This window comes from Streptococcus sp. ELY_90 (assembly GCF_058314475.1).
Genome location: NZ_JBZFUJ010000016.1, coordinates 14,103 through 37,661, shown reverse-complemented (window position 1 = coordinate 37,661; position 23,559 = coordinate 14,103). Strand labels below are relative to the sequence as shown.

Annotated in this window: 22 protein-coding genes and 1 pseudogene; 20 read left to right on the top strand and 3 right to left on the bottom strand. The window is 42.9% G+C overall.

Annotated features, from left to right (window positions below; translation table 11 throughout):
- Window positions 1–219 precede the first annotated feature (219 nt).
- The 16 genes from AC4HAF_RS09170 to ileS all read left to right on the top strand — a co-directional run bounded on the left by AC4HAF_RS09170 (window position 220) and on the right by ileS (window position 16,905).
- Window positions 220–426 carry a YqgQ family protein gene (locus tag AC4HAF_RS09170; RefSeq protein WP_491091534.1) on the top strand — a complete coding sequence of 69 codons (207 nt, stop codon included), beginning with the start codon at window positions 220–222 and terminating at the stop codon, window positions 424–426.
- A complete protein-coding gene (locus AC4HAF_RS09165) occupies window positions 419–1,390 on the top strand; it encodes an ROK family glucokinase (protein WP_491097513.1) in 972 nt (323 codons plus the stop codon). Before AC4HAF_RS09170 ends, AC4HAF_RS09165 begins: the two co-directional genes overlap by 8 nt.
- A 9-nt stretch (window positions 1,391–1,399) precedes the next feature.
- Window positions 1,400–1,789: a rhodanese-like domain-containing protein gene (locus AC4HAF_RS09160; RefSeq protein ID WP_491097512.1), complete on the top strand. Its 390-nt coding sequence runs from the start codon at window positions 1,400–1,402 to the stop codon at window positions 1,787–1,789.
- 145 nt (window positions 1,790–1,934) lie between these two features.
- Window positions 1,935–3,779: a translational GTPase TypA gene (gene typA / locus AC4HAF_RS09155; RefSeq protein WP_491097511.1), complete on the top strand. Its 1,845-nt coding sequence runs from the start codon at window positions 1,935–1,937 to the stop codon at window positions 3,777–3,779.
- A gap of 29 nt (window positions 3,780–3,808) precedes the next feature.
- Window positions 3,809–4,072, top strand: coding sequence for a DUF3165 family protein (locus AC4HAF_RS09150; protein WP_491097510.1), 264 nt, complete (start codon window positions 3,809–3,811; stop codon window positions 4,070–4,072).
- Window positions 4,073–4,273: 201 nt separating this feature from the next.
- Window positions 4,274–5,629 (top strand): UDP-N-acetylmuramoyl-L-alanine--D-glutamate ligase, encoded by a 1,356-nt coding sequence (gene murD, locus AC4HAF_RS09145; protein ID WP_491097509.1) that lies wholly within the window; start codon window positions 4,274–4,276, stop codon window positions 5,627–5,629.
- Window positions 5,630–5,631: 2 nt separating this feature from the next.
- Window positions 5,632–6,729: a UDP-N-acetylglucosamine--N-acetylmuramyl-(pentapeptide) pyrophosphoryl-undecaprenol N-acetylglucosamine transferase gene (locus tag AC4HAF_RS09140; protein ID WP_491097508.1), complete on the top strand. Its 1,098-nt coding sequence runs from the start codon at window positions 5,632–5,634 to the stop codon at window positions 6,727–6,729.
- On the top strand, window positions 6,716–7,873 hold the full coding sequence (locus AC4HAF_RS09135; RefSeq protein WP_491097507.1) for a cell division protein FtsQ/DivIB: 1,158 nt from the start codon (window positions 6,716–6,718) through the stop codon (window positions 7,871–7,873). The genes AC4HAF_RS09140 and AC4HAF_RS09135 overlap by 14 nt, the downstream gene beginning before the upstream one ends.
- A 141-nt stretch (window positions 7,874–8,014) precedes the next feature.
- The gene (gene ftsA, locus AC4HAF_RS09130) at window positions 8,015–9,376 is read left to right on the top strand and encodes a cell division protein FtsA (RefSeq protein WP_491097506.1); all 1,362 of its coding nucleotides are present in this window, start codon (window positions 8,015–8,017) and stop codon (window positions 9,374–9,376) included.
- A gap of 23 nt (window positions 9,377–9,399) precedes the next feature.
- A complete protein-coding gene (gene ftsZ, locus AC4HAF_RS09125) occupies window positions 9,400–10,704 on the top strand; it encodes a cell division protein FtsZ (RefSeq protein WP_491091525.1) in 1,305 nt (434 codons plus the stop codon).
- Between the two features lie 2 nt (window positions 10,705–10,706).
- Entirely contained in the window at window positions 10,707–11,378 is a 672-nt protein-coding gene (locus AC4HAF_RS09120; RefSeq protein WP_491097505.1) for a YggS family pyridoxal phosphate-dependent enzyme, read from the top strand.
- Between the two features lie 13 nt (window positions 11,379–11,391).
- Window positions 11,392–11,961 (top strand): cell division protein SepF, encoded by a 570-nt coding sequence (locus AC4HAF_RS09115; protein ID WP_491091523.1) that lies wholly within the window; start codon window positions 11,392–11,394, stop codon window positions 11,959–11,961.
- Window positions 11,962–12,222 (top strand): YggT family protein, encoded by a 261-nt coding sequence (locus AC4HAF_RS09110; RefSeq protein ID WP_491097504.1) that lies wholly within the window; start codon window positions 11,962–11,964, stop codon window positions 12,220–12,222.
- Between the two features lies 1 nt (window position 12,223).
- Window positions 12,224–13,012: a YlmH family RNA-binding protein gene (locus tag AC4HAF_RS09105; RefSeq protein WP_491097503.1), complete on the top strand. Its 789-nt coding sequence runs from the start codon at window positions 12,224–12,226 to the stop codon at window positions 13,010–13,012.
- A gap of 10 nt (window positions 13,013–13,022) precedes the next feature.
- Window positions 13,023–13,817, top strand: coding sequence for a DivIVA domain-containing protein (locus AC4HAF_RS09100; protein ID WP_491091520.1), 795 nt, complete (start codon window positions 13,023–13,025; stop codon window positions 13,815–13,817).
- A 295-nt stretch (window positions 13,818–14,112) separates the two neighbouring features.
- On the top strand, window positions 14,113–16,905 hold the full coding sequence (ileS, locus tag AC4HAF_RS09095; protein ID WP_491097502.1) for an isoleucine--tRNA ligase: 2,793 nt from the start codon (window positions 14,113–14,115) through the stop codon (window positions 16,903–16,905).
- Between the two features lie 117 nt (window positions 16,906–17,022).
- Here the strand turns inward: ileS and AC4HAF_RS09090 are convergent, their stop codons facing one another.
- The 3 genes and pseudogenes from AC4HAF_RS09090 to AC4HAF_RS09080 form a co-directional block, all read right to left on the bottom strand.
- Complete coding sequence (locus AC4HAF_RS09090; protein WP_491091518.1) at window positions 17,023–17,325, bottom strand: DUF1827 family protein; 303 nt, start codon at window positions 17,323–17,325, stop codon at window positions 17,023–17,025.
- 67 nt (window positions 17,326–17,392) lie between these two features.
- Window positions 17,393–17,868, bottom strand: a pseudogene (locus AC4HAF_RS09085) (NUDIX domain-containing protein).
- A 163-nt stretch (window positions 17,869–18,031) separates the two neighbouring features.
- Window positions 18,032–20,299, bottom strand: a complete 2,268-nt coding sequence (locus AC4HAF_RS09080; RefSeq protein ID WP_491097501.1) for an ATP-dependent Clp protease ATP-binding subunit — start codon at window positions 20,297–20,299, stop codon at window positions 18,032–18,034.
- Window positions 20,300–20,553: 254 nt separating this feature from the next.
- On the opposite strand from AC4HAF_RS09080, the gene argF reads away from it, so the two are divergent.
- From argF to AC4HAF_RS09060, 4 genes are all read left to right on the top strand, one after another.
- Window positions 20,554–21,534 (top strand): ornithine carbamoyltransferase, encoded by a 981-nt coding sequence (argF, locus tag AC4HAF_RS09075; protein ID WP_491097500.1) that lies wholly within the window; start codon window positions 20,554–20,556, stop codon window positions 21,532–21,534.
- A 75-nt stretch (window positions 21,535–21,609) separates the two neighbouring features.
- Complete coding sequence (locus tag AC4HAF_RS09070) at window positions 21,610–21,840, top strand: DUF1797 family protein (RefSeq protein ID WP_491091515.1); 231 nt, start codon at window positions 21,610–21,612, stop codon at window positions 21,838–21,840.
- A 291-nt stretch (window positions 21,841–22,131) separates the two neighbouring features.
- Window positions 22,132–22,815, top strand: a complete 684-nt coding sequence (locus AC4HAF_RS09065) for an amino acid ABC transporter permease (RefSeq protein WP_491091514.1) — start codon at window positions 22,132–22,134, stop codon at window positions 22,813–22,815.
- Window positions 22,815–23,549 (top strand): amino acid ABC transporter ATP-binding protein, encoded by a 735-nt coding sequence (locus AC4HAF_RS09060; RefSeq protein ID WP_491091513.1) that lies wholly within the window; start codon window positions 22,815–22,817, stop codon window positions 23,547–23,549. Before AC4HAF_RS09065 ends, AC4HAF_RS09060 begins: the two co-directional genes overlap by 1 nt.
- The last annotated feature ends 10 nt before the right edge of the window (window positions 23,550–23,559 follow it).

Sequence of the window (23,559 nt, the reverse complement as noted above, 5' to 3'; positions counted from 1 at the left end):
ATAATCTGGTTTTTCTTTGTGAAACATGGCCTTACCTCACAAACCGTTTTCTTTTAGTATACTCCTAAACAGAGCAAAAAGCTCTTAGAAACCAATTTCTAAGAGCTTTGTCTTCAGTCTGAACCTGAGATTTATGTCTCAGGTTTTTTGCTTGCGGTAAAGGCAAACGTTTGCAAAAAGATATTGAAAAAACGGCCTTTTTTTGGTAAAATTTGAGAGATGAAAACATTATATGATGTGCAGCAGCTGTTGAAACAGTTTGGCATCTATGTTTATTTGGGTAAGCGGCTTTACGACATCGAAATGATGAAAATTGAGCTGGAGAGGCTCTATGAAAACGGGCTGATTTCAAAAAATGACTATTTACAGGCTGAACTGATTTTGCGCAGAGAGCACAGGATAGAAAAGGAAAAAGAAGATGAGTAAAAAGCTTTTAGGCATTGATCTTGGCGGAACAAGTGTTAAATTCGGCATTCTGACCTTGGACGGCCAGGTTCAGGAAAAGTGGGCCATTGAAACCAATATCTTGGAAGACGGCAAACATATCGTTCCGGATATTATTGCTTCTGTCAAACACCGTTTAGACCTTTATGGTTTAACCAAAGAGGATTTTGCTGGTATTGGCATGGGATCGCCGGGAGCAGTAGACCGTACCCAAAAAACTGTGACAGGAGCTTTTAACCTTAACTGGGCTGAGACACAGGAAATTGGAGCAGCCATTGAAGCAGAGCTGGGCATTCCTTTTGCCATTGATAATGACGCCAATGTTGCGGCCTTGGGTGAACGCTGGGTCGGTGCCGGTGACAATAATCCGGATGTTGTTTTTGTGACCTTGGGAACAGGTGTCGGCGGGGGTATCATTGCGGACGGCAACCTTATCCATGGAGTTGCCGGAGCCGGCGGAGAAATCGGCCATATTGTTGTTGAGCCGGACGATGGTTTTGAGTGTACCTGCGGCAATAAGGGCTGTCTTGAAACAGTTGCCTCAGCGACAGGTGTTGTCCGCCTGAGCCGTCTTTTGGCAGAAAGTTATGAGGGCACATCAAGTATTAAAGCCGCTATTGATAATGGTGACAGCGTGACGAGCAAGGATATTTTTACTGCAGCGGCAGCCGGTGATAAGTTTGCGGATTCTGTGGTTGAAAAGGTCGGGTTTTATTTAGGTCTTGCCACGGCCAATATCAGTAATATTTTGAACCCTGACTCGGTTATTGTTGGCGGCGGTGTGTCTGCAGCCGGTGAATTTTTACGTTTACGCATCGAAAAGTATTTCCAGCAATTTGCTTTTCCGCAAGTTAAAAAATCTACCAAGATTAAAATTGCAGAACTGGGAAATGATGCCGGTATCATCGGAGCAGCCAGTCTTGCCCGTCAGTTTATTGAGGAATAAAGGAGTCATATGTCAGCTATAACGATTATTTTATGGATTATTGTTTTTGCCTTTCTTGCTTTCTTTGCCTGGAACTATATCCGTGTTCGCCGTGCGGCTAAGTATATTCCCAATGCGGAGTTTGAAAGTATGATGAGAAGAGCTCAGGTTATCGATTTGCGCTCTCCAAGTGAATTTCGCCGCAAGCATATTTTAGGAGCGCGCAATCTGCCGTCTGAGCAATTTAAAGAGTCTGTATCGGCTCTGCGCAAGGATAAACCGGTTCTGCTCTACGACAATACTCGCGGGCAGTTAGTCGCCCGTGCCGTTTTAACGCTCAAAAAAGCAGGCTACAAGGATCTTTATGTCCTGAAAAACGGCCTTGATTACTGGAATGGAAAAGTGAAAGAACAAGAGTAATTTTTTTGGAGCTTTAGCTATTATCAAACATGCTTTCGAGCATGTTTTTTCTTATTTTAAACGTTTACAGCTATCTTTCCTGCGCTTTTTCTCAAAAATTATGCTATAATTGGTAAGTTGAAATAAAATAATTATAAGAGGAATCATGACAAAATTTAGAGAAGATATTAGAAATGTTGCGATTATTGCCCACGTTGACCATGGGAAAACGACTCTTGTTGATGAGCTTTTGAAGCAATCGCACACACTTGATGAGCATAAGCAGTTAGAAGAACGGGCTATGGATTCTAACGATCTTGAAAAAGAACGCGGAATCACTATTCTGGCTAAAAATACGGCTGTTGCCTATAACGGAACACGCATTAATATCATGGATACACCGGGACATGCGGATTTTGGCGGTGAAGTCGAACGTATCATGAAAATGGTAGATGGCGTTGTTTTGGTTGTTGATGCCTATGAAGGAACAATGCCGCAGACGCGTTTTGTTCTGAAAAAGGCTTTGGAGCAGAATTTGGTACCAATCGTTGTTGTTAACAAGATTGACAAACCGTCTGCCCGCCCAGAAGAAGTGGTTGACGAAGTGCTGGAGCTTTTCATTGAGTTGGGAGCAGATGATGACCAGCTGGAATTTCCTGTTGTCTATGCGTCAGCGATTAACGGAACCTCATCTCTTTCAGATGATCCGGCTGATCAAGAGCACACAATGGCACCGATTTTTGATACGATTATTGACCACATTCCGGCACCGGTCGATAACTCAGGTGAGCCTTTGCAGTTCCAAGTGTCGCTTCTTGATTACAATGATTTTGTCGGACGTATCGGTATCGGCCGTGTTTTCCGCGGGTCGATAAAAGTCGGTGATCAGGTGACTCTTTCAAAACTTGACGGTACTAGCAAGAACTTTCGTGTGACAAAGCTCTTTGGATTTTTCGGTCTTGAACGCCGTGAAATCAAAGAAGCCAAGGCAGGTGATTTGATTGCGGTTTCTGGGATGGAAGATATTTTCGTTGGTGAAACGATTACACCGACTGATGCTGTTGAACCGCTGCCAATTCTTCATATTGACGAGCCGACACTGCAGATGACTTTCTTAGCAAATAATTCGCCCTTTGCAGGACGTGAGGGCAAATTTGTCACATCCCGCAAAGTTGAAGAGCGGCTTTTAGCAGAGCTGCAGACGGATGTTTCGCTCCGCGTTGAAGCCACTGATTCTCCTGACAAATGGACAGTTTCAGGGCGCGGGGAATTACATTTGTCAATTCTTATTGAGACTATGCGCCGTGAAGGCTATGAGCTGCAAGTATCGCGTCCGGAAGTTATCATTAAAGAAATTGACGGCGTGAAAATGGAACCCTTCGAACGTGTTCAGATCGATACGCCGGAAGAATACCAAGGTGCAGTTATCCAGTCACTGTCAGAACGCAAAGGTGAAATGCTTGATATGCAGTCAACCGGTAACGGTCAGACTCGTTTGATTTTCTTGGCACCAGCCCGCGGGCTTATCGGTTATCCGACAGAGTTTCTGTCGATGACGCGCGGCTACGGGATCATGAACCATACTTTCGACAAGTACTTACCGGTCATCAATGCTGAAATCGGCGGCCGTCACCGCGGTGCTCTTGTCTCTATTGATACAGGCAAGGCAACGACTTACTCGATCATGTCCATTGAAGAACGCGGAACAATCTTTGTTAATCCGGGAACAGAAGTGTATGAAGGCATGATTATCGGCGAAAATTCACGCGAGAATGATTTGACGGTAAACATCACCAAAGCTAAGCAGATGACCAACGTTCGCTCGGCTACCAAAGACCAGACAGCGGTTATTAAAACACCGCGCATCCTGACCCTTGAAGAGTCGCTTGAATTCCTCAATGATGATGAGTACATGGAAGTGACGCCTGAGTCTATCCGTCTGCGCAAGCAAATCCTAGATAAAAATGCGCGGGCAAAAGCTGCTAAGAAGAAAAAATCTGCTGACGATTAAAATACTCAGTCAGAGAGAAAGGAGAAAAAATGTTTTATGCCATTATTGCCGTACTGCTTTTAATGTATTACATTTTTATCGCTCCTAAAACGGTCAAAAATACCATGAATATGATTTCTCTGGTAGCAGTAGTGGCCTTTTTAATGGTACTGACCGGAATGACTTTTATCAAGATTATGCAGTCACCTCCTGAAATCTTTGTCGGTATAGGAATGATTGCTGTCGGCTACTGTGCTCTAAAGGATGTGCTGCAGCTAACGACCAAACCTAAAAGTAAAAAGCATCATAACTAAAATGTGGAGACCGGGACAAAAGTTCCGGTCTTTTAACTATGTTTAGCTAATCGTTAAATGAACTGCTGTGTGCCGAACGTTATCTTCTTGCTTCTTTGGTGAGAAAGAAAGTCTTTGTCTTACTTTAAAATCTTGAAAAAGTCGTCTATTCAGGGTAAAATATTAGAGTATATAGTTAATGAGAAAGTCAGAATTATCAAAATGAAACAAGTTAAAAAATTTGAAAATAAAAAAGTCTTGGTACTGGGTTTAGCACGATCGGGCCAAGCAGCTGCCCGCCTCTTGGCAAAACTGGGGGCCATTGTAACCGTCAATGACGGCAAACCTTTTGATGAAAATCCTTCTGCGCAGGCGCTTTTGGAAGAAGGCATCAAGGTCATTTGCGGCAGCCATCCTTTGGAACTTCTGGATGAGGAATTTGCTTATATGGTTAAAAATCCGGGAATTCCTTATACCAATCCGATGGTTGTCAGGGCATTGGAGAAAAATATTCCTGTCATTACAGAGGTTGAACTGGCCTATTTGGTTTCTGAAGCGCCTATTATTGGCATTACAGGTTCTAACGGCAAGACAACAACCACTACCATGATTGCAGAGGTCTTAAATCACGGCGGACATTCGGCGCTGTTATCCGGGAATATTGGCTATCCGGCCAGTGAAGTAGCACAGTCAGCAGTTGCTGCGGACACTTTGGTTATGGAATTATCCTCTTTTCAGTTAATGGGAACGGAAGAATTTCATCCGCATCTTGCTGTGATTACTAATCTGATGCCAACGCACATTGACTACCACGGTTCCTTTGAGAATTATGTTGAGGCCAAGTGGAATATTCAAAAGAATATGACTGCAGATGATACTGTCATCCTTAATTTCAATCAGAAAATCGCTGAAGATTTGGCGGCACAAACCAAGGCTGCGGTTGTTCCTTTTTCAACAGAGAAAAAAGTTGATGGTGCTTATCTGGAAGACGGGGTGCTTTGTTTCAAGGGTCAAGCCGTCATGAAAGCAGAAGAACTTGGTGTTCCGGGCAGTCATAATGTCGAAAATGCTTTAGCAACAATCGCCGTGGCAAAATTGTCCGGTGTGCCGGATGAAGCCATCAGAGAAACTCTGGCTCATTTTGGCGGGGTTAAGCACCGTTTGCAGTATTTGGGCGAAGTCAATGACGTTAAATTTTATAATGATAGCAAGTCAACCAATATCTTAGCAACTCAGAAGGCCTTATCTGGCTTTGATAATAAAAAAGTTATCCTGATTGCAGGCGGTCTTGACCGGGGCAATGAATTTGATGAGCTTGTGCCGGATCTTGCAGGACTGAAAAAAATGATTATTCTGGGAGAATCGGCTCCTCGGGTTAAACGGGCTGCAGATAAGGCACATGTACCTTATCTGGATGCTAAAAATGTTGCCGATGCTGCTAAGGTCGCCTTTGACAATGCTGAAAGCGGCGATGTTATCCTTTTGAGCCCGGCCAACGCCAGCTGGGATATGTACAAAAATTTTGAAGTGCGCGGAGATGAATTTATCGCAGCCTTTGAAGCGATCAAGGGAGAATAAGCATGGCAAAAAAGAAAATTGTCTTTACAGGCGGCGGCACTGTCGGTCATGTTACTCTCAATTTAATTTTGATTCCTCGGTTTTTAAAGGATGGCTGGGAAGTTCACTATATTGGTGACAAGCATGGGATTGAGCACGAGCAGATTAAGCAGTCAGGTCTTGATGTCAGTTTTCATTCGATTGCTACCGGCAAGCTGCGGCGCTATTTTTCCTGGCAGAATCTGCTGGACGCCTTTAAGGTCGGCTGGGGAATTTTACAGTCTTTAGCTATCATTGCCAAAATCCGTCCGCAGCTTTTGTTTTCTAAGGGGGGCTTCGTATCGGTTCCGCCTGTAATAGCGGCCAAATTTTTAAGAGTACCGGTTTTTGTTCATGAGTCCGATTTATCAATGGGACTGGCTAATAAGATTGCTTATAAATTTGCTACAACCATGTATACCACTTTTGAACAGGCCGATGCGCTGACTAAAACAAAACATGTCGGAGCCATTACTAAAATTGCTGCCAAAAGCCTGAGCCTGGAAACAGCAGAGCAGATCGAAGCTGTCAAAGAACAGTTTGATTCTGATTTGAAAACGCTGCTGTTTATCGGCGGATCAGCCGGAGCCAAGGTTTTTAACCGTTTTATCAGCGCGTCGCCTGAACTGCTGAAAAGATATAATATTATTAACATTTCAGGAGATAAGCAGCTCAACAGCCTGAGCCCCAATCTTTATCGGGTAGATTATGTAACAAATCTTTATCAGCCCCTCATGGATCTGGCCGATGTTGTTGTTACGCGCGGCGGATCCAATACTATTTTTGAGCTTCTTGCCATGAATAAACTGCATGTGATTGTTCCTTTGGGGAAAGAAGCCAGCCGCGGCGATCAGCTGGAAAATGCTGCTTATTTTGAAAAAAAAGGCTATGCTCAGCAATTGCCTGAAGAACAATTAGATGTTGCTCATTTGACGGAAAAAGTCGAACATTTATTGGCAAATCAGGAATTTTATAAGAAGAATATGGCATCATCAACCGAGATTACCTCTCCGGACAATTTTTACAGTCTTTTGTTAAAAGATATAGGAATTGAAAAAAAGGAAAATAATGGCAAAAGATAAAAAAGATACAGAGAAACAGGAAGTCCCTTTAACAGAGTGGCAGCAGCGCAATCTGGAATTTCTCAGGAAAAAACAGGAAGAAAAGCTTGAAAAAGAAAAACTAAACGAAAAAAAGATGGCTGAGAAAAAAGCTCAGTTTCAGGCTGAAAAAGAAGGTTCTAATTCTAAAGATAAAGCAGCGAAACCAAAGGCAGCAGAGCAGTCTTCTTTTGACCGAGATTCTAAGCAGGAAAATCCTAAAGAAAAGCAGGCTAAGGTAAAAAAGCCCAAGAAGAAAAAAACACGGGTTATTCCCCGCAAAGACTTCTGGCAGGCCTTTTTGGTAATCACCGTTTCAATGGTGGTTTTGCTGGTTTCTTTATTTATAATCAGTCCGTTCAGCCGTCAAAAAAATATAAACGTTTCAGGCCATAAAAATGCGATTGAAGCGCAGCTGATTGAAAAATCGGGCATCAAGAAATCCGATTATCTGACCGCTTTGATTTTTGAAAAGAGCTGTTTTGAAAATACTTTAAAAGCCAAGGACAAATGGATTAAAGAAGCTCATCTGATTTACCGTTTTCCGAACAATTTTACGCTGAAAGTAAAAGAGCGCAGCATTATTGCTTATACGCAGGCAGACAACGGCTATATCCCGATTTTAGAAAACGGCACACAGGCTGACGCAGTCAATGCTTCAGAACTGCCTGAGTCTTTTTTGACCATCAATCTTGACAATGCACAGGATGTCCAGACACTTGTTAAAAAATTGGCAAAATTAGACCAAGCCTTAGTTAAGGGGATTAAAACGATTTCCTCGGTCAATTCGAACTCCACCAAGGATTTGCTTTTATTGGAAATGACAGACGGCAATACTGTTCGTGTTCCTCTGTCGGAAATTGACAGTAAGCTGCCTTACTACCCTAAAATCAAGAAGGATCTGGCAGACGGCAGTATTGTTGACATGGAGGTTGGCCTCTACAGTACTAATTCAGATATTGAAGCTGCGCTTGCCGAACACAAGGCATCTGCCACAACAGAAGCCTCTTCTGAGGGAGAGGAAAGCCAGTCGTCTGCAGATGACAATTCAGCTTCAGAAGCTTCTTCGGCTGCCGGGTCAGAGGAAAATACTCAGCCGGTCACAGAAGCGACCACTGCTCCATGATTTTCATGAGAATCAAGAAATTAAGTTTCTATAACAAAAAACGTAAAAAGCTTAACATTTTACGTTTTTTTATGGTATAATATTTCCTGAATAATTCTGTTTTTGACAGTAATAGAATGGAAAGATAGAGAGGTCGAGTGAATGGCTAGAGATGGCTTTTTTACAGGATTAGATATAGGAACAAGCTCGATTAAAGTTTTGGTTGCTGAATTTATTGACGGCAGTATGAATGTTATCGGTGTCAGTAATGTTAAAAGTTCGGGTGTGAAAGATGGTATTATCATTGATATAGACACTGCGGCAGAAGCTATTAAAACAGCGATTGAAGAAGCTGAAGAAAAAGCAGGAATGTCAATCAGCAAGGTCAATGTCGGTCTGCCGGCAAATCTGCTGCAGATTGAGCCTACCCAAGGAATGATTCCTGTTCCCAGCGAATCTAAAGAAATCAAAGACGAAGATGTGGACAGTGTAGTTCGCTCAGCCTTGACCAAGAGCATCACACCGGAGCGTGAAGTCATTTCTCTGATTCCGGAAGAGTTCATTGTCGATGGCTTTCAGGGCATCCGTGATCCCCGCGGAATGATGGGGATTCGTTTGGAAATGCGCGGCTTGATTTATACCGGTCCGAGTACGATTTTGCATAATCTTCGTAAAACAGTGGAGCGTGCCGGCATTGAGGTTGAAAATATTATTATTTCCCCGCTGGCTCTTGCAAAATCAGTTCTAAACGAAGGAGAACGCGAGTTTGGTGCTACTGTCATTGATATGGGAGGCGGTCAGACAACCGTTGCTTCAATGCGTGCCCAAGAACTGCAGTTTACCAATACCTATGCAGAAGGCGGCGATTACGTTACTAAGGACATTTCCAAAGTCCTTAAGACATCGCATCAAGTTGCCGAAGCACTTAAATTTAATTTCGGAGAAGCTAATGTTTCTGAAGCCAGTTCGACAGAAACTGTGCAGGTAGAAGTAGTCGGGGAAAGAAATCCGATAGAGGTTACTGAACGTTATCTTTCAGAAATTATTTCGGCACGCGTTCGCCACTTGCTGGATCGCATCAAGCAGGACTTAGAACGCGGCAGGCTGCTGGATCTGCCCGGCGGGATTGTAATTGTCGGCGGTGCCGCAATTATGCCCGGTGTTGTTGAGGTTGCTCAGGAAATCTTTGGTGCCAATGTTAAGCTTCATGTTCCCAACCAAGTTGGGATCAGAAACCCTATGTTTGCTAACATCATCAGTATTGTTGAATATGTAGGAACGCTGACCGAAGTTGATATTTTGGCACAGGGAGCTGTTTCCGGTGATGAAAAATTGAGAAGAAAACCAATTGATATTAAGCCGACAGGTGTTGCTCCTAAAACTAGAAGTTTCGCTCAAACACAAGAATCTGCCACTCTTGAGTCACAGCTGGAAGAGCTGCCTCCTCAAAAAGGAGAAACAGCCAAGCCAAAACAAAAGATGAGTGACCGTGTACGTGGTATCTTTGGCAGTATGTTTGATTAAAATTAAAGTGAGGAAAGATTAAAATGGCATTTTCATTCGATGCAGCATCTGTACAGGGTGCAGTAATTAAAGTAATTGGAGTCGGCGGAGGCGGCGGGAACGCCATCAACCGCATGATTGACGAGGGCGTTTCCGGTGTTGAATTCATCGCAGCCAATACCGACATCCAAGCTCTGAGCAGCTCTAAAGCTGAAACGGTGATTCAGCTCGGTCCTAAACTGACTCGCGGACTGGGTGCCGGCGGTCAGCCTGAAATCGGCCGCAAAGCCGCAGAGGAAAGCGAGGAAGCATTAACAGAAGCTCTTAGCGGTGCTGATATGGTCTTTATCACCGCTGGCATGGGCGGCGGTTCCGGTACAGGAGCTGCTCCGGTCATTGCCCGCATTGCTAAAGGAGTCGGTGCTCTGACAGTTGCTGTTGTTACAAGACCTTTTGGTTTTGAAGGCAGCAAACGCGGCAATTATGCCATTGAAGGTATTGATGAACTTCGTGACGAAGTAGATACTCTTCTTATTATTTCTAATAACAATTTGCTTGAAATTGTTGATAAGAAAACACCACTTCTTGAAGCGCTCAGTGAAGCTGACAATGTACTCCGCCAAGGTGTACAGGGAATTACCGATTTGATTACCAGTCCCGGTTTGATTAACCTTGACTTTGCTGATGTTAAAACTGTTATGGCAAATAAAGGAAATGCCTTGATGGGAATCGGTGTCGGAACCGGTGAAGAACGGGTCGTTGAAGCAGCTCGCAAAGCAACCTATTCGCCGCTTCTTGAAACAACAATTGATGGGGCAGAAGATGTCATTGTCAATGTTACCGGCGGTCTTGATATGACGCTGACAGAAGCTGAAGAAGCTTCTGAAATTGTTAATCAGGCTGCAGGACACGGTGTAAACATCTGGCTCGGTACAGCAATTGATGAGTCTATGAAAGATGAGATTCGCGTAACCGTAGTTGCTACCGGTGTTCGCCCTGACCGTGTTGAACAGGTGTCCGGCATTCGCCGTCAGGCACAGCCTTACAAGCAGCCGAGACCTCAGCAGCAGGCTCCTTCTGCAAATGCTTCACAGCCAAATTTTGAACGCCGTCAAAATTTTGATTTCGATTTGAATGAATCGCATGAAATGCCGGCTGCAGAGCCACGGCAAACACCAGCAGAGGCACAGCCTCAGCAGTCTGCATTCGGTGACTGGGATCTTCGCCGTGAAAGCATTGCCCGCCCGACTGAAGGTGAAATTGACAGTCAGTTAAAAATGAGCAGTTTTTCAGCTGATACAGACGATGATGATGAATTGGAAACACCTCCTTTCTTTAAAAACCGTTAACAATGAACTTACAAGCAAATAAAGATCGCATTTTTCAGGAAGTCGCTGCCTGTGCTCAGGCGGCCGGACGCAGTAAAGATGATGTTACTGTCGTTGCAGTTACTAAATATGTTGACAGTGATACGGCAAAAAAACTTGTACAAACAGGAGTTAAGCATATTGCCGAAAACAGGGTTGACAAGTTTCTCGACAAATATCATGCTTTACAGGCCTATGATTTGACATGGCACCTGATTGGCAGTTTGCAGCGGCGTAAGGTTAAGGATGTTATTAACTTGGTTGATTATTTCCATGCCCTTGATTCTGTAAAGTTAGCTGCTGAAATTCAAAAACGTGCCGAACATGATGTTAAATGCTTTTTGCAAGTTAATATTTCTGGCGAAGAAAGCAAGCATGGTTTCAAAGTGTCAGAAGTTGATAATGTACTTGAAGAAATTCAAAAATTTGATAAGATTAAAGTTGTTGGGTTGATGACCATGGCGCCGATAGATGCTTCTGAGCAGGAATTGGCAAAAATTTTCAGCCAAACCAACGAATTGAGAAAAAATCTAAAAGAAAGAAACTTAAAGAATATGCCTTTGGATGAATTGAGCATGGGGATGAGCGGTGATTTTCCGATTGCAGTTCAAAATGGTGCTACCTTCATCCGAATAGGCAGCGCATTCTTTAAATGAAACGGAGATACGTATGGCACTTAGAGATAGCTTTAACAGAATTATTTCTTACTTTGACACTGATGAGGTCAGCGAAGTAGAAGAACCTGTTGCTGTACCGGCTCGACAGCAGGAGTCTGCTAAACGTCCTGCTGCTCAGCAGACACAGCAAAATGCAAAGAAAGGTCATCAGCCTAATCAAGAGGCTTCGCGGCCAAACCAAGGGCAGCCCCGCCGCCCATCAGGTGAAGAAAATATTCACCCGCTCCCAACCCGCCGCAATAATGCTCAGCAGTCTGCACAGGATAAGACAACAATCGCACTTAAATTTCCTCGTAAGTATGAGGATGCAGAAGAAATTGTTGATTTGCTGATTCGCAACGAATGTGTGCTGATTGATTTTCAATACATGCTTGAAGCACAGGCTAGGCGCTGCTTAGACTTCATTGACGGAGCCAGCAAGGTTCTGGCAGGAAATCTGCAAAAGGTCGGTGCCTCAATGTATCTGCTAACGCCAATCAATGTTATTGTGGATGTTGAAGAAATGAGTCTTGCAGCCAATGGCCAGGATGTCAGCTTTAACTACGACATGAAGAGACGTTAAATGATGTTAGCGTATATTGTGGTAATTCTGGCAAGAGTGATTGAGGTCTATTCCTTCTTGCTGGTGGTTTATGCTCTCTTATCATGGTTTCCCGGCGCTTATGATACTTGGCTGGGAAGACTGCTGGCTGATATTGTGGAACCGGTCATAAAACCTTTCAGGCGTTTCAATTTGCAGTTTGCGGGACTTGATTTTACAATTATTATCATTATTTTGCTTTTGAATTTATTAAAACAGTTTTTATTTAATCTTCTTATTTAACATGGCAAAACAAGAGATTTATCAGCACTTTAGGCTGGAAGAGCAGGAATTAATTGAAAAAGCTTATGATTTAATTAAACAGGCAGAAGATACCTACAGTTTTTGCCTTACGGATTTTTTAAATCCCAGGCAAATTGCAGTTATGAAGAGTATTGCAGGGCAGACAGATCTAAAGTGTTATGTCAGTTCGGATTTTATTCCTTCCGAATATGCGCGGCTTTTGATAGCGCCGGCCTACTACAATTTGGATCTGGCAGACTTTGGTATCAGCTTGCTGGAAATTAAATACAACAGCAAATTTAATCACTTGACCCATGCTCAGATTATGGGAACCCTGATTAATAAATTGGGCATTGAACGTCATATTTTAGGTGATATTTTAGTTCAAGAGAACCGCGCACAGTTTTTTGTTGAAAAAAGCATGGTTTCTTATTTAAATACTCAGGTGAGTAAAATAGGAAGGGCAGCGGTTGCCTTTGAAGAAATACCCTTTGAAAAACAGCTGGAAAATCAATCGAATACTAAAGAGATTGATATTTTGGCATCAAGTATGCGATTAGATAAAATTATTGCAGCCGTTCTGAAGATTTCTCGGGGAACGGCCAGCAAGTTAATCGAAAGCGAAAAGGTGAAGCTGGATTACCTCATTCAGCCCAAGGTATCTCATTTGGTTGAAGTTGGCGATTTAATCAGCGTCAGAGGTTACGGAAGGTTTACCGTAAAACGAGATAACGGTTTTTCAAAGCATGGAAAACATAAACTGACCATTGACCGAATCATACATAAATAAGGAGAATAAAATGGCAATTACAGCACTTGAAATTAAAGATAAAACCTTTGGAACAAAAATGTTCGGCTACAATACTCAGGAAGTGGAAGAGTTCTTGGATATTGTTGTTGACGACTATGAAGAGTTGGTACGCACTAACCGTGAAAAAGACAACCGTATCAAGGAGTTAGAAGACAAACTGGGTTACTTTGATGAAATGAAAGAATCACTCAGCCAGTCTGTGATTTTGGCTCAGGAAACGGCTGAGAAAGTTAAGGCATCAGCAAATACAGAGTCAACTAATATTTTAAATAAGGCTACGTATGAGTCTCAGCAATTGGTTGATGCAGCTAAAGCGAAAGCCAATGAAATTCTGCGTGATGCTACGGATGAGGCTAAGCGCATCGCTGTTGAAACAGAAGAACTCAAACGCCAAAGCCGTGTGTTCCATCAGCATCTCTTATCTGTGGTAGAAGGCCAGCTGGCGCTTGCCAATTCTCCGGAATGGACAGAACTTTTGCAGCCGACAGCAGTTTATCTGCAAAATTCAGATGCAGCTTTTAAAGAAGTTGTTGAGCAGGTTTTAGGTGAACATGTACCGGATACTGCAGATACAGAACCTATTGATGTCACTCGTCAGTTTACTCCGGAAGAGATGGAAGATTTGCACCGCCGTGTCGCTGAAAGCAATAAAAAATTAGAAGAAACGCAAGCGGATAATGAGCAGCCGATTATTATTGAAGCAGCTCATGAAACTGCAGCGGATACGCCTGAAGAGCTCAATCTGAACGAGACACAAACCTTTAAATTGAATATTAACGAATAACAAAAACACAGGCCTGATGAACAGATTCAGCGAGCAGGTGATGGTGGAAGACCTGCACTCCCTTGATTGGGGCTTATCATTTTGTTAGTTTCTATCTGAATCATTAAGATAGAAGGCTCAGCTTACCTTACAAGCTAAGAGGGACAGACAACAGTCTGTCTGAACTAAGGTGGTACCACGAACTTTCGTCCTTTGATGAAGGTTCTTTTTTATGTTTATCTGGATGACAGACAGTGTCTTTGCTGCTGCAGATAGCTGTCCCTGTAATAATTTAAGAATGAGATAAGGAGTTATAATGAAATTAAAAGAAACGCTTAACCTTGGTAAAACACCCTTTCCTATGCGTGCGGGACTGCCCAACAAAGAGCCACAGTGGCAAAAAGAGTGGGATGAGGCAGATATCTATGCGAAACGTCAGGAATTAAATGCCAACAAGCCGTCTTTCTTTCTGCATGACGGACCTCCCTATGCCAATGGCAACATCCATGTAGGGCATGCTCTCAATAAAATTTCAAAAGATATTATTGTGCGTTCTAAATCAATGTCTGGCTTTAGGGCGCCGTATATTCCGGGCTGGGATACTCATGGACTGCCTATTGAGCAGGTGCTGGCTAAAAAAGGTGTTAAGCGCAAAGAGCTTGATTTAGCTGAGTATTTGGAGATGTGCCGTGACTATGCTCTAAGTCAGGTTGATAAACAGCGTGAAGACTTTAAACGATTGGGAGTGTCCGGTGACTGGAAGAATCCTTATGTGACCCTGGTACCGGAATATGAAGCTGCTCAGATTCGTGTCTTTGGAGCCATGGCTGATAAAGGTTACATTTACCGCGGTGCCAAACCTGTTTATTGGTCTTGGTCATCTGAATCTGCACTGGCAGAGGCAGAAATTGAGTATCATGATATTGAATCAACGTCACTTTACTATGCCAATCGTGTTAAGGATGGCAAAGGTGTACTTGATACAGATACCTATATTGCTGTCTGGACAACAACGCCATTTACCATTACGGCTTCCCGCGGACTGACCGTTGGTCCGGATATGGATTATGCAGTGGTAAAACCAGCCAATGATGAGCGTAAATTTGTGGTTGCACAGGCTCTGCTTGCAGAATTATCAGAGCGCTTTGGCTGGGAAAATCCGGAAACTCTGGCTGTTTATAAAGGAATTGAGCTTGATCGCATTGTCACCGTCCATCCATGGGATGATGATGTAGAAGAATTGGTTATGAACGGTGATCATGTTACGCTTGATTCCGGTACCGGAATTGTCCATACAGCGCCCGGCTTTGGTGAAGACGACTACAATGTAGGGATTAAATACGGTCTTGAAGTGGTCGTTACTGTTGATGAGCGCGGTATTATGATGGAAAATGCCGGCCCTGATTTCAAAGGACAGTTCTATGATAAGGTTCTGCCGACTGTCAAAGAAAAATTGGGCGACTTGCTGCTTGCTTCTGAGGTCATCACTCACTCTTATCCATTTGACTGGAGAACCAAAAAACCAATTATCTGGCGGGCAGTACCGCAGTGGTTTGCGTCGGTTTCAAAATTCCGTCAGGATATTCTTGATGAGATTGACAAGGTCAATTTTTATCCTTCTTGGGGTAAGACACGTCTTTACAATATGATTCGTGACCGCGGTGACTGGGTAATTTCCCGTCAGCGTGCCTGGGGTGTGCCGCTTCCTATCTTTTATGCGGAAGATGGAACAGCCATTATGACTAAGGAAGTTACAGATCATGTTGCCGATTTGTTTGAAAAATACGGTTCTGTTATCTGGTGGCAGCGTGATGCCAAAGACCTGCTGCCTCAAGGTTTCACCCATCCGGGATCGCCTAATGGAGCATTCACCAAAGAAACAGATATTATGGACGTTTGGTTCGATTCAGGCTCCTCTTGGAATGGTGTCCTAAATACGCGCCAAGAGCTTGCCTACCCTGCTGATCTCTATCTGGAAGGGAGCGACCAATACCGCGGCTGGTTCAACTCTTCCTTGATTACTTCCGTTGCCGTTAATGGCCATGCTCCTTATAAATCAGTTCTGTCTCAAGGGTTTGTGCTTGATGGTAAGGGTGAAAAGATGTCCAAATCAAAGGGTAATATCATTTCACCAAGTGACGTAGCTAAGCAATACGGTGCTGAAATTCTTCGTTTGTGGGTAGCTTCTGTTGATACTGACAGCGATGTGCGGGTATCTATGGAAATATTAGGTCAGGTATCAGAAACCTACCGTAAGATCAGAAATACTCTTCGCTTCCTGCTTGCCAACACAGCTGATTTTAATCCGCACACAGATAAGATTAGCTTTGCTGATCTTCGTTCGGTTGACAAATACATGACCATCAAGTTTAACAAACTTGTAGCAGCTGTCAAACAAGCTTACAAAGACTATGACTTTATGGCTATTTACAAGGCTGTTGTTAATTTTGTGACGGTTGATCTGTCAGCCTTCTACCTTGATTTTGCCAAAGATGTGGTTTATATTGAAGCAGCAGACAGCTTGGCTCGGCGTCAAATGCAGACGGTCTTCTACGATATTTTGGTTAAGATTACAAAACTGCTGACACCGATTCTGCCGCATACCAGCGAAGAAATTTGGTCCTACCTTGAACATGAAGAGGAAGAATTTGTGCAGCTGGCAGAAATGCCTGCAGCAGAAGATTTTACCAATCAAGATGAAATCTTGGATACCTGGGATGCTTTCATGTCACTTCGCGACCAGGCGCAAAAAGCACTTGAAGAAGCCCGCAATGCGAAGATTATTGGTAAATCTCTCGAAGCGCATTTAACTGTCTACGCCAGCGAAGAAGTCTATGATCTTCTTACGGCTCTTGACAGTGATGTGGCTCAGCTGCTTATTGTATCACAGTTAACTGTAACACGAGAAGCAGCACCAGCGTCGGCACTTGCTTTTGATGATGTGGCATTTACTGTTGAGCATGCTCACGGTGACGTCTGCGATCGCTGCCGCCGTGTGGATGAAAGTGTTAAAGAACGCTCTTATAATGCGGTTGTTTGTGATCACTGTGCAGCTATTTTAGAGGAACATTTCCCAGAAGCTGTTGCTCAAGGATTTGAAAGTAAATAATGAAAAAGACTTGGAGACTATCTTCAGTTAATGAAGATGAGAACCAAGTCTTTTTTTATCTAAATGTGCCGTTGCAGTCCCAAAGAAAAAAGCCAGAAACAACTGTTTCTGACTTGACTAGCTAATTATCGGAATGGAAATCTCGATCAGATTTGCTGTATGCAGGGTTTTTAACTGATCTAAAAGAATAATATTTTTATCGATTTTACGCTTGAGGAAAAATTCTCGGATAGCTTCAATTTCACTGTCTTTAATAGCACGATGTTTATTTGAAATTAAGAGTTCATAATGTTTAGGGGCCTGGGTAAAAATAACATCAGTATTGCCGGCTGAATAAGTTTCAACAAGTGTCGCATCTGTATGCTGCAGCTGATTTTTTACCAAGCGCTGGTGGCTGCTGGTCGTGTTGATCAATCTCATAACTTTCCTCCTGTAGTAGTGTCGTAATAATATTATAGCATGATTTGAGGCGAAATGTTATCTGAATTTAGTTTTTCTGGTGCTCTTTTTGCCAGCAGTCAATGCCCCATTTGTGGCTGCCGCGTTTTAATTTTTCCCTGGCTTCTGCCAGAGAAAACCAGGCCAGATGATTGAAATCTTCAAGAGGCTTGCCAACCTTGGTAAAACTTGTTACCTCATAAATATAAGCAGGATTGTAAAAATAAGTATTCCTGTGACTGGAATAAAAATATTCATCTGCCTGACCATAGTACCGGCCGATAACAGCGGTAAATCCCAATTCTTCAAGGAGTTCTCGTTCCAAAGCCTGCAGCTGATTTTCTCCTTTTTCGATTTCACCGCCCGGTAAAAACCAAGCTCCGTTTGGCGCCTGAACAAGAATAATTTTCTCTTGACTGGGATCAGCAATCACTGCATAAACCCCAAAGCGTTCTTTGTAATGGACGTCTGCTTTTTTTTCGCCGAAAGTTGGATGGTTCATGTTGTCTCCCTCCAAATAATCATGTCAATATTGCTTATTATTATACTAAAAAACGATTTCTTTGCCTAGTGCGTTTGGAAAAGAAAGGTCAAGATAATGAGAAATTCAAGAAAAGACCAGAAGCCGCAAGCTATTCCCTATAAAATAAGAGGCTGGGATTTTGTCTGACCCCAGCCTCTTATGACGTTATTCCGATTCTGAAGCAGTATTGGCTACTGTTTCCACTTTATTATTGGCAGGCTTGATGCTGATAGCGCCTTTGCTGGTCAGGACAGCTTTTAAGTTCTTTTGATCAGGATTTTCAAGGTAGAAGTCGGTAATAGCATCTTCAATGTAATCTTGAATAGTTCTGCGAAGCGGTCTTGCACCCATTTTTGGATCATAGCCAAGATCAACCAGTTTTTCCTTGACCTTGTCCGTAACATCAAGGTGAATGTCATTAACTGACAAACGATTATTAACATCATCCAGCATCAGGTCAACGATCTTAAGCAGGTTATCCTTGCTCAGTGCTTGGAACTCAATGATACCGTCGAAACGGTTCATAAATTCAGGACTGAAGAAGTTGCCCAATTCACCCAGAACAGAATTTGTCCGGCCTTCTCGGCTGGCACCAAAACCAACACTGGCTTCAGCTGTTCCTGTACCGGCATTGGAAGTCATGATGATGATAGTATCCTTGAAGCTGACCGTGCGGCCCTGACCGTCTGTCAAGCGGCCGTCATCCAAGACTTGCAGGAACATGTGCATGACATCCGGATGGGCTTTTTCAACTTCATCAAGCAAGATGAGAGAGTAAGGATTGCGGCGGACTTTTTCTGTCAGCTGTCCGGCTTCTTCATAGCCTACATATCCCGGAGGAGCTCCGACCAGTTTAGCGACAGCGTGTTTTTCCATGTACTCACTCATATCAAAGCGAATCATGCTGTCCGCAGATCCAAAGAGCTCAATAGCTAATTGCTTAGACAGTTCGGTCTTACCGACACCGGTAGGTCCCACGAAGAGGAAGCTGCCGATTGGCCGGTTAGGTGTACCCAATCCTACGCGGTTGCGGCGGATGGCTTTAGCAATCTTGTCAACAGCTGCATCCTGTCCGATAACGTGCTGTTTTAAATCATCCGCCAGATGGATTAATTGAGACTGTTCTTTTTCTTTGAGTTCACCAACCGGAATGTTTGTCTTTTGCTCAACGATGGCTTCAATATTTTTTTCTGTGATGATTGGTGTGTTTTGTTCATCAATCTTAGCAGACTGCATTTCCTTATATTTAGCGATCTGATCGCGGAAGTAGGCTGCTTTTTCATAATCTTCATCACGGGTTGCCTGAGCCTTGAGATTTTCAGCTTCAGCCAAGCGGTGATCGATTTCTTTAGGATCTACAAAATTAAGGGTCAAATTCATCTTAGAACCGGATTCGTCCAGCAGGTCAATAGCCTTGTCCGGCAGGAAGCGGTCCTGAATATAGCGGTTAGACAGAGTAGCAGCTGCTTCAATGGCCTCGTCAGTATATTTGACATGGTGATAATCTTCATATTTCGGCTGAATGCCTTTGAGAATGGTGATTGTTTCTTCAACACTAGGTTCATCAACCTTGACAGGCTGCATCCGGCGTTCCAGTGCGGCATCTTTTTCAATGATTCGGTATTCATTGAGTGTTGTCGCACCGACCAGCTGGAGCTCTCCGCGAGCCAGAGCAGGTTTCAAAATGTTGCCGGCATCCATGTTGCCGTCACCGGCAGAACCGGCACCGACAATTTCATGAATTTCATCAATAAAGAGAATGACATCTTTGCGCTGACGGATTTCTTCCATCAGTTTTTGCATCCGTTCTTCAAACTGCCCTCTGATCCCTGTACCTTGAACGAGACTGACGACATCTAGGCGGATGACATTTTTGCCCTGCAGTTTTTGAGGGACAGCATTGTCAACAATTTTTTGAGCAAGGCCTTCGACAACCGCAGTTTTACCGACACCGGGTTCTCCGATGAGAACCGGATTGTTTTTGGTTCGGCGGTTAAGAATTTCAATAACCCGCGTAATTTCTTCATCACGGCCGATAACAGGATCAATTTCACCCTTGCGGGCAATATCGGTTAAATTGATACCAAATTCTTCAAGCAGCCCGTTTGGCCGTTGAGGAGCCTGCTGGCGAGGGCCGCCGGGGCGCCGATTGTTTCCGTTGCCGCCATTGCCGCCGCCGGACTGAGTCTGCGGAGAATTAGGCAGGTCCTGATTGAAGGCTCGGAAATTATTTAAATCCCCAAAGAAATCATCAAAGAAAGGATTCATTGATGAAGAATTTTGATGGGAAAGATTATTTAAAAAGCTGTTTTCAGGATCTGTTTTCATAATTTGATAGCAATTTTGGCAGAGATCAACCTGCTTTTGCTGACCGTTCACACTCGTATACAAGTGGATAGTCGCTTCATTTAAATTACAATTTTGACAGAGCATAATGGCTACCTCTTTCGTCGTAGAATACAAGTTTTGACTATTAAAACATTTGGTCAATAATGGTCAAACTTTATATGTTAATTATAGCACCATTTAAACATAAATCAAGTAAAAAGATTGAAAGTTAAACCTTTGATAAAGTTTAGATAAGGGATTGTCATACAGCATTTGCTGAGCTTAAGCATTTAAAAAAGAAACTTGACAATTATGAATAAAAATGTAAAAATATAGTATAAAAATACAAGGAGATTCAAATGACAGCCACAAAATCATTTTTAAAAGAGATAGATTATACGAAAGAAGAACTGGAAGCTCTTATTGACCTTTCTCTACAGTTTAAAAAATTAAAAAAGGAAAGAATTCCTCATAACTATTTGGACGGTTTAAATATTGCTCTTATTTTTGAGAAAACCTCAACGCGAACCAGAAGTGCCTTCACTGTTGCCGGTCAGGATTTGGGAATGAATGTGACCTATTTGGGCAGCAATGAGATACAGTTAGGAAAAAAAGAGTCGGTTGCTGACACGGCTAAGGTCTTGGGTTCCATGTTTGATGGCATCGAGTACCGCGGCTTTAAGCAGGAACATGTGGAGATGCTGGCTGAATTTTCAGGGGTTCCTGTGTGGAATGGTTTGACAGATACCTGGCATCCAACCCAGATGATAGCTGATTTTATGACAGTCAAAGAGCATTTTGGTCAATTAGATGGCCTGACACTGGCCTATTTGGGAGACGGCCGCAACAATGTTGCTAATTCCCTGCTGGTGACTGCGGCTATCTTAGGAATTAATGTAAAGATCATTGCTCCCAAAGCCCTGCAGCCGAAAGCGGAGATTGTTGCTCTGGCTCAGCAGCACCAGACAGGAGGAGACATTACCATTACAGATGACACTACGGCAGTAAAGGGTGCTGATATTCTTTATACTGATGTTTGGGTCTCAATGGGAGAAGAGGTGGATTTCAAGGCAAGAATTGATTTGTTGATGGACTACCAGATCAACCAATCGTTGCTCGATAAGGCGGCTAATGCTGAAGCAATTGTTTTACATTGCCTGCCTGCTTTTCATGATACCAATACCGAAATAGGTCAGACTATTTATGAGCAGTATGGCTATAAAGAACTTGAGATTACAGATGCTCTTTTCCAGAAATACAGCCCGGTTATTTTTCAGGAAGCTGAAAATCGTCTTCATTCTATCAAAGCCATCATGTATCAATCCCTAAAAAATATCTAAAATGAATGATTTTACTGTTTTTTTGCCTTATTTGTGTTAAAATAAGAAGAGTTAAAAAACGAATAGGAGAATATCATGGAATCACATTTAGTGAGAATTATTAATCGTTTAGAATTGATGACGACTGATGACAGTAATTTGAAACGCCATTTTGAGCGTGACGGCGCTGTTGTTGCTGAAGTTTCATTTAATAATGATCCGGAAAACGGTCCTGTGTTTACCCTGCGGGATGTTGCAGCGCGTGAGACTTATACGTTTGACAGTATTGATCTCATCGCTATGGAAATTTACGATTTACTCTACTAATCATACAATCACAAAGAGAGGTTGGGAGACAATTCCTAACCTCTTAATTTGTATTTAGCAGGAATAACTGCAGCTAAAAGCAAGGGGTTCTTACAATAGATCCGGCTAAGCTTTGTTTTTCCTGCTCAATTAAGAAAGCAGGGACCTGTATAAAAACTATCGGTCTGTTTTTTAGTTTTTACTAGTCTGCTTTGCGGCAGCTGCTGATATTTGGCAAAAGCGCCGGAAGATGGCTTGTATTTTTATTCAAATTATAATATAATATTTCATATCATTTTAGAGGAGTAATCAATGGATTTTTCATTTTTACCCAAGTATTGGGCTTATTTTAATTATGGGGTGCTTGTTACCATCATGATCTCGGCATGCGTAGTATTTTTCGGGACCATTATCGGTGTTTTGGTGGCCTTGATTAAACGCAGCAATATTAAATTTTTAAATTGGCTGGTGTCCTTTTATGTCTGGATTTTCCGCGGAACGCCTATGGTTGTTCAGATCATGATTTCTTTTGTCGTTTTGCACTTTGCCAATATGCCTATTGTCAAATTCGGTGTTTTGGATTTGGATTTTTCACGGCTTTTGCCGGGGATTATCGTTTTATCGCTGAACAGCGGTGCTTATATTTCAGAAATTGTCCGTGCCGGTATCGAAGCGGTGCCCAAAGGACAGCTGGAAGCTGCGTATTCGCTGGGAATTAAACCGGTCAATGCCATGCGTTATGTTATTTTGCCGCAGGCTTTTAAAAATATCTTGCCGGCTTTGGGTAATGAATTTATCACCATTATCAAGGACAGCTCACTTTTACAAACCATCGGTGTTATGGAGCTGTGGAACGGTGCTCAGTCAGTTGTGACGGCAACCTATCTGCCTTTGACCCCGCTTTTATTTGGAGCCTTTTATTATTTGATGGTGACGACACTGATGTCAGCACTGGTCAAATCACTTGAAAACCGCTTTGGTAAAGGAGACAGCTAATGTCAGAAACACTCATCAGTATTAAAAATCTGCACAAATCTTTCGGTAAAAATGAAGTCCTCAAAGGAATTGACCTTGATATCAAACAAGGAGAAGTTCTGGTGATCATTGGTCCGTCGGGTTCCGGGAAATCAACGTTTTTGCGGACCATGAATCTTTTGGAAATACCAACTAAGGGACATATTACCTTTGAGGGTGTGGATATCACAGATAAGACCAATGATATTTTCAAAATGCGTGAGAAGATGGGAATGGTCTTTCAGCAGTTTAACCTCTTTCCTAATATGACTGTTCTTGGCAATATCACATTGTCTCCGATTAAAACGAGAGGACTCAGCAAGGCTGAAGCCGAAGAGAAAGCCTATCAGCTCTTGGATAAGGTCGGCTTGCGGGACAAGGCTGATGCCTACCCTTCAAGTCTTTCAGGAGGGCAGCAGCAGCGTATTGCTATCGCGCGCGGATTAGCTATGGATCCGGATGTCCTTTTATTTGATGAACCGACTTCAGCCCTTGATCCGGAAATGGTTGGTGAAGTGCTGGGTGTTATGCAGGATTTGGCTAAATCAGGCATGACCATGGCAATCGTTACGCATGAAATGGGCTTTGCACGTGAAGTTGCTGACCGTGTTATCTTTATGGATGACGGTGTCATTGTTGAAGAAGGATCGCCTGAGGCTGTCTTTGAAAATACTAAAGAAGAACGCACCAAGGATTTCTTGGGAAAAGTCTTATAAGCCAGTGAAC

Coding starts and splice junctions, on each gene's coding strand:
- AC4HAF_RS09065 (WP_491091514.1), top strand. CDS start 22,132: ATGGATTTTTCATTTTTACCCAAGTATTGGGCTTATTTTAATTATGGG.
- AC4HAF_RS09115 (WP_491091523.1), top strand. CDS start 11,392: ATGGCACTTAGAGATAGCTTTAACAGAATTATTTCTTACTTTGACACT.
- murD (WP_491097509.1), top strand. CDS start 4,274: ATGAAACAAGTTAAAAAATTTGAAAATAAAAAAGTCTTGGTACTGGGT.
- AC4HAF_RS09120 (WP_491097505.1), top strand. CDS start 10,707: ATGAACTTACAAGCAAATAAAGATCGCATTTTTCAGGAAGTCGCTGCC.
- AC4HAF_RS09150 (WP_491097510.1), top strand. CDS start 3,809: ATGTTTTATGCCATTATTGCCGTACTGCTTTTAATGTATTACATTTTT.
- AC4HAF_RS09170 (WP_491091534.1), top strand. CDS start 220: ATGAAAACATTATATGATGTGCAGCAGCTGTTGAAACAGTTTGGCATC.
- AC4HAF_RS09110 (WP_491097504.1), top strand. CDS start 11,962: ATGATGTTAGCGTATATTGTGGTAATTCTGGCAAGAGTGATTGAGGTC.
- AC4HAF_RS09100 (WP_491091520.1), top strand. CDS start 13,023: ATGGCAATTACAGCACTTGAAATTAAAGATAAAACCTTTGGAACAAAA.
- AC4HAF_RS09090 (WP_491091518.1), bottom strand. CDS start 17,325: ATGAGATTGATCAACACGACCAGCAGCCACCAGCGCTTGGTAAAAAAT.
- AC4HAF_RS09080 (WP_491097501.1), bottom strand. CDS start 20,299: ATGCTCTGTCAAAATTGTAATTTAAATGAAGCGACTATCCACTTGTAT.
- argF (WP_491097500.1), top strand. CDS start 20,554: ATGACAGCCACAAAATCATTTTTAAAAGAGATAGATTATACGAAAGAA.
- ftsZ (WP_491091525.1), top strand. CDS start 9,400: ATGGCATTTTCATTCGATGCAGCATCTGTACAGGGTGCAGTAATTAAA.
- AC4HAF_RS09165 (WP_491097513.1), top strand. CDS start 419: ATGAGTAAAAAGCTTTTAGGCATTGATCTTGGCGGAACAAGTGTTAAA.
- ftsA (WP_491097506.1), top strand. CDS start 8,015: ATGGCTAGAGATGGCTTTTTTACAGGATTAGATATAGGAACAAGCTCG.
- AC4HAF_RS09135 (WP_491097507.1), top strand. CDS start 6,716: ATGGCAAAAGATAAAAAAGATACAGAGAAACAGGAAGTCCCTTTAACA.
- AC4HAF_RS09160 (WP_491097512.1), top strand. CDS start 1,400: ATGTCAGCTATAACGATTATTTTATGGATTATTGTTTTTGCCTTTCTT.
- typA (WP_491097511.1), top strand. CDS start 1,935: ATGACAAAATTTAGAGAAGATATTAGAAATGTTGCGATTATTGCCCAC.
- ileS (WP_491097502.1), top strand. CDS start 14,113: ATGAAATTAAAAGAAACGCTTAACCTTGGTAAAACACCCTTTCCTATG.
- AC4HAF_RS09070 (WP_491091515.1), top strand. CDS start 21,610: ATGGAATCACATTTAGTGAGAATTATTAATCGTTTAGAATTGATGACG.
- AC4HAF_RS09105 (WP_491097503.1), top strand. CDS start 12,224: ATGGCAAAACAAGAGATTTATCAGCACTTTAGGCTGGAAGAGCAGGAA.
- AC4HAF_RS09060 (WP_491091513.1), top strand. CDS start 22,815: ATGTCAGAAACACTCATCAGTATTAAAAATCTGCACAAATCTTTCGGT.
- AC4HAF_RS09140 (WP_491097508.1), top strand. CDS start 5,632: ATGGCAAAAAAGAAAATTGTCTTTACAGGCGGCGGCACTGTCGGTCAT.